We start from the raw sequence: 10,353 nt of genomic DNA, 5'->3' as shown, positions 1-10,353 counted from the left end.
AAAAAGTACATGAATATGAAGCACCTGGAGGCTGCCGTTGAGGACGCCTCCATTGCTGGCTGACTTCATTCATTCCAGAGCCTGCAAACCAATTTGCGCAAAATCCTTGACACTACCCCCGGGCCGTAAGCTTGCTGCTTGACAAACCAAAAAGATGTGGTATCATCTGATTTGGTTGATGCTACATCTTTTTGACGTGAGGCGGCAATGGATATTACCAAAAGAAAAATTACAAAAATTGCGCGGGAAGTCGGCAAATTTACAGTCCGTACCCTTCGGGAAGACGGGATCGGTACCGCGGAATTCGATGTGCTCCATGCGATCCGTAAGAATCCCGGCATTACACAGGCGGGCGTGTGCAGGATCGTCGGGATCGACAAAGGGGCCGTCGCAAGACAGACGGCCAATCTGGAGGCGAAGGGGTATCTGATCCGGAAAGAGAATCCCAACGACGGACGGAGCCAGCTGCTGTTTGCCACAGAAAAAGCGGAAGGATTGAAACATTCCAAAGCGCATGTGGAGGCGCTGTTTTACGAGTGGCTGCTGCAGCCGCTGCCGGAGGCGGAAAAACAGGAATTTGCACGGCTTCTGGACAGACTGTACCGGCGGTGTAAAGCAGAGAGCAGGGCGGATTTTCCGGAAATGAATCAAAGAATGAAAGGGTGCCGGCCGGATGAAGCATAGCAAGCGGAAAAGACTCTCCCAGGCGATGCTGTTTATTCTTCTGTTCGGCATTGTCAGCCTGTTTTCGGATATGACCCACGAGGGGGCATCCAGCATCCGCGGCGCATATCTCTCCCTGCTCGGCGCTTCTGCGGGTACGATCGGATTTGTTTCCGGGCTTGGAGAACTGATAGGCTACTCCATGCGCTATGTATTCGGGAAACTGACGGATCGAACAAAGCAGTACTGGCCCATGACGATTGCGGGCTATCTCCTGGATGTGCTGGCGGTGCCTGCGCTTGCGCTGGTGGGAGAGCACGGATGGATCGGGGCCTGCGGGCTGCTGATCGTTCAGCGGATGGGCAAGGCCATCAAAAAGCCCGCAAAGGATACGATACTGTCCTTTGCCGCCGCACAGGAGGGCGTGGGCAAGAGCTTCGGCATTCAGGAGGTGCTCGACCAGATCGGCGCGTTTCTCGGGCCCGTGCTGCTGTATCTTGTCATGCTCTTCAAGACGGAGGGAACTGTGTTTCAGATCTACTCCGCCTGCTTTGCGGTGCTGGCGGTCCCCGGTGTGATCACGATCGTCCTGCTGCTGGTAACCAGATACCGATTCCCGAACCCGGAACGCTTTGAGCCGGAAAGCAAAGAGTATGTCCCGTTCAAAATGAAGAAGGAGTTCATCCTCTATATTGCCGGGATCAGTCTCTTTGCCTTTGGATTTATCGACTACTCCATTGTGATCATGCACATCTCCCGCACCTATACGGGACTGGCTGCCGGCCTTGCGCAGACCTCCGCGCTGGTAAGCGGCGGGACGCTGCCGCTGCTCTATGCCGGAGCGATGCTGGTAGACGCCGTGGCCGCCCTGTTCTTTGGATTCCTCTACGATAAAAAGGGCGTCAGGGCCCTTGTCTGGTCGACGATCCTTTCGGCGCCCTTTGCGATTTTCCTGTTTGCCGTCCCGTCGGTCCCCATGGTGCTTGTGGGGATCGCGCTCTGGGGCATAGGGATGGGGGCGCAGGAATCCATCCTAAAGGCCGCTGTAACGAATATGGTTCCCAAAGCCAGCCGCGCCACCGGCTACGGTATTTTCGAGTGCTCCTTCGGCGTGTTCTGGTTCCTGGGAAGCTGGCTTTTGGGTGTGCTGTATGATATCAGCATCCCGGCCATGATAGCGGTCTCTGTTGCCGCGCAGCTTGCCGCGATACCGCTGTATATCCGTTCGGCAAAGTGGAGCAGGGCGGCGGAAAGCGGAACTTGAAAGCAGACGCGCCGGAAGATACCAAACAGGAAGGCGGCCTGGGCCGCCTTCCTGTTTTCCGTGCTGCAGATGGGGGCGGGGACGCTTTCTGACGGCGGGGGCCTCATCCCGCCGCCAGATCGACGTAGAGGTCGTCCAGCGATGGCGCCTGGCTGACATACACCGTGATGGTGATGGGGAAAAAGGTGATGAGCACCGTCACCAGGACTTTGCTCCAGATCCCATAGCCGAACCATAATACAAACAGGGGCGCGATGGCGGTGGTGGGGATGGTTTGGGAAACCACGACCAGGGGATAGAGCACCCGCCGTACCAGACCGCTGGCATCCATGGCCACCGCCAGGGCCAGACCGAGCGCCGGGGAGAACGCCAGGCCGAGTGCGGTTACCGTCATGGTGGCGGGCAGGTGGACGGTAAAGAGGAGCACGCGCAGCTCCCACAGCTTTTGGATGATCTGGAGGGGCGACGGCAGGGTATAGGCCGCGTCCATCCCCGCAGCTGCGGCCTGCCACAGGAGCAGCAGTGCAAAGAGAAAGAGAAGGGCGGGCAGGTCGGCCTTACAGGGACCTTTCATACCTTCACCTGCTTTCGCAAAAGCGCCACGAGCCGCTCTTTCAGGTCCGCCAGCTCTGGAGCCTTCAGGCAGGAGCGCTCCCGGGGGAAGGGCGCGGGGACCGGAAGCTCCGCCAGCGTTTGGATGGGGGTGCGCTCCACCACCAGCACGCTGGAGGAGAGAAATAAAGCTTCCTCCACGTCGTGGGTGATGAATAGGATGGTCTTCCCATACCGTTGCCACTGATCCAGCAGCCACTCCTGCATGGAGATGCGGGTAAGGAAATCCGGGGCGGAAAAGGGCTCGTCCAGCAAAAGCAGGCGCTGCCGGTGAGCATGGCACGGGCGAAGGCCGCCCGCTGCCGCATGCCGCCGGAGAGCTCGTGGGGCATTTTGCCGGCACAGCCGGACAGGCCGACGCCGCACAGGGCTTCCTCTGCCTGAGCGCGCCGCTGGGCCCGGGACAGGCCGCCCGCCAGCTCCAGGGGAAGGGCTGCGTTTTCCCCCACGGTGCGCCAGGGCAGCAGCAGATCCTTTTGAGGCATGTAGCCGCAGTACCGCTTCCGGCCGCCGATGGGCGCGCCGTCCACCCGAATGGCGCCGGACTTGGGCTGGAGCAGGCCGTTGGTCAGGCGGAAGATGGTGCTTTTGCCGCAGCCGCTGACCCCGAGGATGCAATGAAAGGAGCCCGGCGCGATCCGAAAGGAGAGGCGGTCGATGATGTCGAAGTCCTCGGAAGGGTACTGATAGGAGACGGAATCAAGTTCCAGCATGGCTACGGCTCCCGTTTCCAGGCCATGTCCCAGAAGCCGAGCTCATACCGGCTGCACGAGACAAAGATCTCCTCCAGACGCTGATAGTCCGCCTCACTGCAGTCCTGGGCCAGCGTATCCATCAACGCCACCAGAGCGGCGTTGGTTTTCTGGTAATCCGCTCCGGCATAGCCCTGGATCCACTCGCCATAAAAGGGGTGCTCCGCCGCTCCCGGCAGGTCGGCCAGCCGCTGGCCGATCTCGGCATAGCTCCAGGAACAGGCCAGAAGGGAGGCCACGATCTCCGCCGGGCCTCCGGCGGCGGCCACGGCCAGCATGTAGTGGGTGTAGGACAGGTTGGCCAGGGCGGGCTGCACGGCGAAGACCTGTGCCTCCGGGATGCCGAGGCGGGCCATGTAGGCCCGGTGCAGCCGCATTTCGCCGCCCAGGATGGCGTCCAAATTGACGGAGAAGATGCGCATCAGCTCCGGGTCCCGGGCCTTGATCACTCCGTAGGCAAAGACCCGTGCGTAATCGAAAAGGTACCGGTAGTCCTGCAGCAGAAACCACCGGAACTGCTCCAGCGGCAGGGTGCCGTCGCCGATGCCCCGGACAAAGGGATGGGCATGGCAGGCCTCCCACACGGGGCGGGCGGCCTGGTACAGACGCTGTGTTACCGTCATACGGCGCTCCTCCAATCCAAAAGAGTCTCGTCGGCCAGGGCGGAGAGCGCAGGCCAGTCTGAGGCGTAAGCGGGCTCTGAAACAGCCACGGTGTAAAAGCCCGCGTCCCGGGCGGTTCGGGCGGCGTAGAGGGCGTCTTCAAAGACGGCGGTCTCCGCCGGCTGCGCGCCCAGCCGGCGGGCCGCCGACAGGTACACGTCCGGATGCTCCTTGCTCACGCCCAGCGTTTCGCAGCTCAGAATAAAGTCAAACAGTCCGTCCACCCCCAGCCGGGAGAGGCAGGCGCGGGACAGCGGCTCGGCGGTGGCCGTGGCCACGCACAGGCGGCACCCGCGGCCCCTCAGCCGCTCCAGATATTCTTTTGCTCCGGGCTTCAGGTCCACATCCTTCCGGTAGCGGACGTCCATGATGGCCTCCATCTCGTCCACGATGCGCTGGGGCGGGCCGGGAATGCCGAAGGCGTCCATAAAGCAGGCGGCTCCCTCCAGCATGGTCATGGACTCCATCGCCCGCAGCAGCGCCTCCTCCGGGCGGATGCCGCGGGCCCCCAGATAGTCCCGGCCCAGACGTTTCCAATAGCGCATGGAGTCCACCAGGGTGCCGTCCATGTCAAAAATACAAAAGCGCTTATCCATGGCGTCCCACCAGTTCCTCGGCCAGCGTCCGCAGGCGGGCGGCCGCAGCCCCCACGTCGCGCTGGGCGAAGAGTGCGGACACCACCGCCACGCCGTCCACGCCGCTGCCCTTCAGGGCCGGGAGATTGTCGGCGTTGATCCCGCCGATGGCTACCACCGGGATGGTTACGGCGTCGCAGATCGCGCGCAGCCGGGCAAGCGTCAGGCTCCCGGCGTCCGCTTTGGTGGTAGTGGAGAACACCGCTCCCGCGCCGATGTAATCCGCCCCGGCCTGCTCGGCGGCTACGGCGGCGTCTACCGTGTTGGCGGAAATGCCCAGGATCTTGTCCGGGCCGATGAGGGAGCGCACCGGCTTGCCCGCCAGATCGGACTGCCCCATGTGAACTCCGTCGGCGCCGCATTCCAGCGCCACTTCAATGGAGTCGTTGACCACGAAGGGGACGTGGTACCGGGCGGCCTGAGCCTGCAGGCGCTTGGCTTCCGCCAGAAAAGCATCCCGCTCCAGGGCCTTCTCCCGGATCTGGAGGAAGGTGGCGCCGTTGGCAAGCACACGCTCCACATCCTCGGTAAGGGGGCGTCCGTTCAGCCAGGTGCGGTCGGTGACCGCGTACAGCAGCAGGGAGGCGCGGATCTCATCCTTGGTAAACTTCATAGCGGACTCCTTCTCTCAATTGGGTTTCGGTGAGGCGGAACACCCCGTCGATCAAATGCGTGCGGAAGCTGGCGTTGCCGGCGCCGCTGCGCAGGCGGTGCGCCTCGGCCAGCTCCCCCGCCACCCCGAGGGCGGCCGCGGCTGCGGCTGCGGCCGCAAAGGGATGTTCCGGCGATGCTCCGCAGAAAGCGCCGGTCAGGGCGGCGAGCATGCACCCGCTGCCGGTGATGCGGGCCATGGTGGGTACGCCGTTATGGAGCAGCAGGGTCCTGTGCCCGTCGGAGACGATGTCGGTAGCGCCGGAGAGGGCGATCACCGCCCCGGTGCGCCGGGCCAGGCGTTCGGTCAGCTCTGCCGCTTGGGGCAGCGTTTGTTGGGTAACGGCGTCCCCGGCGGATACGTCCACCCCGCTGCCGCCCCGCTGCCCCAGGGCCAGGGAGCGGATCTCGGAAGCATTGCCGCGGATGACGGCAAAGCCAAGCTCCGCCAGCAGGCGGCGGCAGGCCTGCCGCCGCAGCGTGGTGGCTCCGGCGGCCACCGGGTCCAGTACCACGGGGATTCCAAGGGCGTTGGCCGTTTTTCCGGCCAGGAGCATGGCCTCCAGCTCCCCGACGGCTCCCAGGTTGAGCACCAGAGCCTGGACCCCCGCGACCGATTCTTCCACCTCGCGGAGGTCGTGGGCCATGGTGGGAGATCCGCCGGCGGCCAGGATCATGTTGGCGCAGTCGTTGACGGTGACAAAGTTGGTAATGCACTGTACCAGGGGCGCGGCGCTCCGCACCGCCCGGAGCCGGGCGGCAAATTCGGCTGGCTGCATAGGTCCCTCCCCCTTAACGGTTGAGTTGATTCAGCATCCGGTTCAGAGCGCCGGAGTGCCTGAGAAGGAGAAGGACGGCGCAGCCCATCCCGCCGCCCACGGCAGCGGAGGGAACATAGAAGGGAATGTAGTAGAAGGGGGAGTGAGGGGGGAGACCGTAGAACAGCCGCATCAGTGGGTAAACGGCTATGGCGCTGAGGATGCCGGTGCCGAATACCTCGCCGGCATACGCCAGCCAGAGCTTGCGCGTCTTCTGATACAGCAGGGCGGAGAGAAACGCGCCGAACACGGCGCCCACCAGAGCCTGGATGGTCCGCCCCGTGAGCACCATCCGCAGCAGCCCGGTCAGGGCGGCGGCGGCCAGCCCGTACCAGGGGCCCAGGAACACGGCCCCCAGAAGGTTGCAGAAATGCTGGAAGGGCGCCATAGCGGGAAAATAGACGAAGGTGGAGAGCACGAAGCTCAGCACGGCCAGCATGGCGGTAAGCGCCATTTTTCGTACTGAGACGCCGCCGGCCCGGGTCATGGCGGACGCAGAATGAATCGGTTGCATCGGAATTTCCTCCTCCCTTACAGGGTTTGATAGCGGCCCGTCTTATCCGCAATGGTCCAGACGCCGTCGGGCTTGTAGCTGATCTTTACGTAGCTCATCACGCTGGGGGAGCCTGCCCGCACACAGATGCGGCAGCATTCCTTTACAAGATCCAGAAGCTGGTCCAGCTCACCCTCCAGCGTGGTCTCAAAAGGGCCTACCGCATAGTGCAGGCCGGTGGAGGCCAGGTAGGAAATGACCTCGTCCACGATGCGGCGGGTCTCCTCCTGCTCCAGGACCTTGGGAAGGACCTGGATGGCGACGCTCGCGTTCATTGCACGGCGCCCCCTTCCAAAATGGCATAATTGTGTTTCAGCGGACCGCTGCCGCCGCCCAGGTCCAGCCCGGCCTCCAGGGCGGCGGTGATGTAGGCCTTGGCCATTCCGACCGCCTCGGGCAGGGCGTGGCCCAGGGCCAGGAAAGAGGCGATGGCGGAGGACAGCGTGCAGCCCGAACCGTGATTGTTGGGGTTGTCTACCCGGCACGCCCGGAACCAGCGGGCCGTGCCGCCGTGCCAGAGCAGATCGTCCGCATCGGCCGTCCGGTGACCGCCTTTTACCAGCACGGCGCCGGGGAGAACCGTTCCGACGGCCTCGGCGGCCCGGAGCATATCCGCCTCATCCCCGATGGGGAAACCGCATAGCCGTTCCGCCTCCGGAAGGTTGGGGGTGATGACTTCTGCCAGGGGGAAGAGCTCTTCCATCAGGGCGGAAAGCGCGCTCTCCCGCATCAGGCTGCTGCCGCTGGTGGCCGCCATCACCGGATCGACTACGATGTGCGCGGCCTGGTACTCCCGCAGCTTAGCCCCAATGGTGCGGATGATGTCCGCGTTGGATACCATGCCGATCTTTACCGCATCGGGGCGAATGTCCCGAAAGACGCAGTCCAGCTGCTGCCCTACGAATGCGGGAGCGGCTTCCAGCACGCCGTAGACCCCGGTCGTGTTTTGAGCCGTAAGCGCGGTGACGGCGCTCATGCCGTACACCCCCAGACAGGTCATGGTCTTCAGATCGGCCTGGATACCTGCCCCACCGCTGGAGTCACTGCCGGCGATGGTCAATACTGTTTTCATTTCGATACCTCCCAAAGAAAAAACTCGGAACGCCCGTCCAGGAGCGCTCCGAGTAATAGACTTTGACGGCTGGGGCCGCAAAGGGCCCAAGCCGTATGTTACTCACTGCGTCCCTACGTTGGCATTATCCACATCAGGTAAGGTCGGGATGTTTCCCCTCTCAGCCCTTCTTCAGAGCTCCCTTGCAGGCAACCATATTGACTTGTCGCAGAAGAAACCGCAGTGCGGCTCATTCTGCAACCATTACTATAACACAGGAATGAACGAAAGTAAAGATGAAACCGAAGGAGGAATGTTTCGCTCGCCCCAAAGGCCGGAAGAAATGCGTATAGAACGTTTTTTGTTTTTCGATAGCGCGTCAAGAAGGCGGAGGATGAGTACAAGGCGGCATGCCCAAACGGGTTATCCGTCCGATGATCTGTTGAATGGCTGCAGCAGGGAGGCATGGCGCCCTGGTGCCGGGGATTATTTTGTACGGCGCTCCCCCCCTGGGGGGGAGCGCCGTATTGGCAGTGTGCAGGCCGCCCTATGCTTTGGACCAACTTCAAATATACTGCGCGGCGTTGTGCCCAAAGTTTGATTTCGTCCATGGTAATAAAGGCATACCTGGTATCACAAATAGTGACAGACGCGACCGTGCTCAGATCAAATGCTTTTTTCGGTATAAACTGATATTTGGAATCGTCATCGTTTGATGACCGGCCGCCGGCGTAAACGCTTGGGATTTGGCCGATTACTTCCGATGTTCCATCTTAAGGCAACACCGCACAATTCCCCACGCACGTCTTGGCGGCCAATTTGCCCCACAAATGCGTTGCAAAACCTTGCAATACAAAAAGTATTCCTGCGGTTTCGCGCCTTTTTGCGGCACAAATTTTCGCGCCGATCCGCACGCGTTGAAGCATGCGGTAATGCCTTAATAATTTAGCCTCGCCCCACGCAGAGTTTCGTCCACGCTCGCCCACCCGTTCTTGGAAAACAGGGATCTTGTAATGATGGCACGAGACTCAGGCAACGCCTCGATATCTTCCGGACCGGCGATTTGATCAACTGCTTGATCCGCGTTCGATATGGTTGCCCACTCCGCGATACCCGGACGCTCAAGTTCTAACCTCAATCTATCCTGCACAGATTGAACTGTTCAGCTTGGCGTTCAGTAGGCCTGTTTAATTCTCAAGAATCAATTTCTTCCATCATTGTGGGGAAAAAATACTTAGTACCGTCAATGGTAATAGACTCTACCGCGCTCAAATCAAATGCCTGCTTTGGTGTAAATTGGTATCTTTGTTTGCCCTCATATACGGCATCAGGAGCTCTGCCGCTAGGCTGCAACCAAATGCCCGCTAAGTTACGTGGGATTTCGTCAATCACATCGGATGTTCCGTCTTTGTAATTTACCGATGCTCCCTGCAACGCCTCATTTACGCTAACGGTCCAATTGTTACGGAACAGACCTCGTATAAAATTTCCTTTTATATCTTCCATCCCAGGAGCCAACGGCATTTCTGGATCTACCTGAATTTTGACTTGTTCTGCGTTAGATTCTGTTGTCCATTGTGATAGACCCGGTGTTTCAAGAGCCAACTCAATATATCCGGCGCAAATTGCAATTTGAGTGATTTTGCCTTCCGATACGTAGTCAGGAACATCGGGCATCTCAGGGCGCAGGCCCCACACAGCTTCGAAATGGGCTTTCGTATTTTCGATGGGTATATCCACCGGGATGCTGATCATCTGACTTGCTGTAACGGGGATCACGATGGGACCATAGCGCTCTTCCGGTTTCAGATTATGGGTCAGTTCAAGCGTTAGTTCAACCTGCTCGATCTGCCTCAATTCCTCGCCGTACACAAATACTTTGACCAGTGCCGTTTGTGTTTCCGGATCATAGCTGGTTTGCTCCGTGTGGAAGGTACAACCTACCGTGCTCATTCCGCTCAAATCCCACTCGTATTCTGGAGAGGCGTTCTCGGCAAGGATCGCTGCAATTTGTTCCGGAACTGGCGAAATTGCTATATATGCATAAAGCCGTTCTTCCGCGCACATGGTGGACATCAGCGTCACTTGGACATCCTTCAGTTCTTCCGCTGTTTTTTCAACATCGTTATATTCCGTCCATTCCGGGATAGGAGTTTCAGCAGAGATACCCATATCCATTCTGGCTGCGTCGCGCAGGGAAAATACAATTGCGAATGCCGTTATACAGCAGAGCAATGCGATTATGGCAGCGATCAGCAGACAGCGGGAAAGAAGCTTGCGGATGCGGCCTTGGCCTCCTTGTTCCAGCATTGTTGCCGTGTTTTTTTGATTGATCCGGCTCAGGGTCAACTCCTTGATCCGCGAAGAGGAGAGCAGGGAGGTGCCATTTAGATCCACGCTTTCATCGATATAGGCGTCCAGCAAATCGGAAATATTGCGTTTCATAAGGTTGCTCCCTCCTTCGTCAGTATTTCTTTTAGTTTCATTCGGCCTCGTCTCAGCTTAGTTTTTATTGTTGATTCGTTTAGGGCCATGCTGAGAGAAATTTCTTTTATGGTTATCCCCTTGAGTAAGCCAACGAGGAATTAGAAACAGCAATGACCAAACGGTCAAGCAAATGGGCCCCAAAGTTACGCCGGCTAAACCGGAAGCAATACTCATTGAGATAATCGCCCAGATACTTCTGCGGCAG

The 10,353-nt window shown here is 59.8% G+C and carries 13 protein-coding genes, 1 pseudogene and 1 riboswitch; of the genes and pseudogenes, 2 read left to right on the top strand and 12 right to left on the bottom strand.

All coding sequences use genetic code 11. From position 1 onward, the window contains the following. Positions 1-207: 207 nt before the first annotated feature. Both MR825_RS10685 and MR825_RS10680 read left to right on the top strand, forming a co-directional pair. Positions 208-684 (top strand): MarR family winged helix-turn-helix transcriptional regulator, encoded by a 477-nt coding sequence (locus MR825_RS10685; protein WP_256176264.1) that lies wholly within the window; start codon positions 208-210, stop codon positions 682-684. Further along, positions 674-1,927, top strand: a complete 1,254-nt coding sequence (locus MR825_RS10680) for an MFS transporter (protein WP_287880693.1) — start codon at positions 674-676, stop codon at positions 1,925-1,927. The genes MR825_RS10685 and MR825_RS10680 overlap by 11 nt, the downstream gene beginning before the upstream one ends. Positions 1,928-2,030: 103 nt before the next feature. Here MR825_RS10680 and MR825_RS10675 read toward each other — a convergent pair whose 3' ends face one another. From MR825_RS10675 to MR825_RS14410, 12 genes and pseudogenes are all read right to left on the bottom strand, one after another. After that, positions 2,031-2,501: an ABC transporter permease gene (locus MR825_RS10675; RefSeq protein WP_287880691.1), complete on the bottom strand. Its 471-nt coding sequence runs from the start codon at positions 2,499-2,501 to the stop codon at positions 2,031-2,033. Further along, positions 2,498-2,794: a hypothetical protein gene (locus tag MR825_RS14420; RefSeq protein ID WP_353845882.1), complete on the bottom strand. Its 297-nt coding sequence runs from the start codon at positions 2,792-2,794 to the stop codon at positions 2,498-2,500. Before MR825_RS14420 ends, MR825_RS10675 begins: the two co-directional genes overlap by 4 nt. Before the next feature lie 59 nt (positions 2,795-2,853). Then, a pseudogene (locus tag MR825_RS14415) lies at positions 2,854-3,252 on the bottom strand (ATP-binding cassette domain-containing protein); the annotation flags it as partial. 2 nt (positions 3,253-3,254) lie between these two features. Then, positions 3,255-3,914: a thiaminase II gene (tenA, locus tag MR825_RS10665; protein WP_287880689.1), complete on the bottom strand. Its 660-nt coding sequence runs from the start codon at positions 3,912-3,914 to the stop codon at positions 3,255-3,257. Further along, positions 3,911-4,549, bottom strand: a complete 639-nt coding sequence (locus tag MR825_RS10660; protein ID WP_287880687.1) for an HAD family hydrolase — start codon at positions 4,547-4,549, stop codon at positions 3,911-3,913. Before MR825_RS10660 ends, tenA begins: the two co-directional genes overlap by 4 nt. Then, complete coding sequence (thiE, locus tag MR825_RS10655) at positions 4,542-5,201, bottom strand: thiamine phosphate synthase (protein WP_287880685.1); 660 nt, start codon at positions 5,199-5,201, stop codon at positions 4,542-4,544. The genes MR825_RS10660 and thiE overlap by 8 nt, the downstream gene beginning before the upstream one ends. Further along, the gene (thiM, locus tag MR825_RS10650; RefSeq protein WP_287880683.1) at positions 5,182-6,018 is read right to left on the bottom strand and encodes a hydroxyethylthiazole kinase; all 837 of its coding nucleotides are present in this window, start codon (positions 6,016-6,018) and stop codon (positions 5,182-5,184) included. Before thiM ends, thiE begins: the two co-directional genes overlap by 20 nt. A 13-nt stretch (positions 6,019-6,031) precedes the next feature. After that, the gene (thiW, locus tag MR825_RS10645) at positions 6,032-6,571 is read right to left on the bottom strand and encodes an energy coupling factor transporter S component ThiW (protein WP_287880681.1); all 540 of its coding nucleotides are present in this window, start codon (positions 6,569-6,571) and stop codon (positions 6,032-6,034) included. Positions 6,572-6,588: 17 nt separating this feature from the next. Beyond that, on the bottom strand, positions 6,589-6,885 hold the full coding sequence (locus MR825_RS10640) for a thiamine-binding protein (RefSeq protein ID WP_186908812.1): 297 nt from the start codon (positions 6,883-6,885) through the stop codon (positions 6,589-6,591). Then, positions 6,882-7,682, bottom strand: coding sequence for a bifunctional hydroxymethylpyrimidine kinase/phosphomethylpyrimidine kinase (gene thiD, locus MR825_RS10635; RefSeq protein ID WP_186908811.1), 801 nt, complete (start codon positions 7,680-7,682; stop codon positions 6,882-6,884). Before thiD ends, MR825_RS10640 begins: the two co-directional genes overlap by 4 nt. Before the next feature lie 92 nt (positions 7,683-7,774). Next, a riboswitch (TPP riboswitch) is annotated at positions 7,775-7,876 on the bottom strand. Positions 7,877-8,855: 979 nt separating this feature from the next. Continuing rightward, positions 8,856-10,106 (bottom strand): hypothetical protein, encoded by a 1,251-nt coding sequence (locus MR825_RS10630; protein ID WP_287880679.1) that lies wholly within the window; start codon positions 10,104-10,106, stop codon positions 8,856-8,858. Continuing rightward, complete coding sequence (locus tag MR825_RS14410; RefSeq protein WP_441328117.1) at positions 10,103-10,195, bottom strand: hypothetical protein; 93 nt, start codon at positions 10,193-10,195, stop codon at positions 10,103-10,105. Before MR825_RS14410 ends, MR825_RS10630 begins: the two co-directional genes overlap by 4 nt. Positions 10,196-10,353 lie beyond the last annotated feature (158 nt).

This window comes from Lawsonibacter sp., from assembly GCF_022777125.1.
GTDB lineage: Bacteria > Bacillota > Clostridia > Oscillospirales > Oscillospiraceae > Lawsonibacter_A > Lawsonibacter_A hominis.
Note: the sequence above shows the minus strand (reverse complement) of the source record. Positions and strands in the feature narration are given on the sequence as shown.

Coding starts and splice junctions, on each gene's coding strand:
- MR825_RS10685 (WP_256176264.1), top strand. CDS start 208: ATGGATATTACCAAAAGAAAAATTACAAAAATTGCGCGGGAAGTCGGC.
- MR825_RS10675 (WP_287880691.1), bottom strand. CDS start 2,501: ATGAAAGGTCCCTGTAAGGCCGACCTGCCCGCCCTTCTCTTTCTCTTT.
- thiM (WP_287880683.1), bottom strand. CDS start 6,018: ATGCAGCCAGCCGAATTTGCCGCCCGGCTCCGGGCGGTGCGGAGCGCC.
- thiE (WP_287880685.1), bottom strand. CDS start 5,201: ATGAAGTTTACCAAGGATGAGATCCGCGCCTCCCTGCTGCTGTACGCG.
- MR825_RS10660 (WP_287880687.1), bottom strand. CDS start 4,549: ATGGATAAGCGCTTTTGTATTTTTGACATGGACGGCACCCTGGTGGAC.
- tenA (WP_287880689.1), bottom strand. CDS start 3,914: ATGACGGTAACACAGCGTCTGTACCAGGCCGCCCGCCCCGTGTGGGAG.
- MR825_RS10630 (WP_287880679.1), bottom strand. CDS start 10,106: ATGAAACGCAATATTTCCGATTTGCTGGACGCCTATATCGATGAAAGC.
- MR825_RS10680 (WP_287880693.1), top strand. CDS start 674: ATGAAGCATAGCAAGCGGAAAAGACTCTCCCAGGCGATGCTGTTTATT.
- thiW (WP_287880681.1), bottom strand. CDS start 6,571: ATGCAACCGATTCATTCTGCGTCCGCCATGACCCGGGCCGGCGGCGTC.
- MR825_RS10640 (WP_186908812.1), bottom strand. CDS start 6,885: ATGAACGCGAGCGTCGCCATCCAGGTCCTTCCCAAGGTCCTGGAGCAG.
- MR825_RS14410 (WP_441328117.1), bottom strand. CDS start 10,195: ATGGCCCTAAACGAATCAACAATAAAAACTAAGCTGAGACGAGGCCGA.
- thiD (WP_186908811.1), bottom strand. CDS start 7,682: ATGAAAACAGTATTGACCATCGCCGGCAGTGACTCCAGCGGTGGGGCA.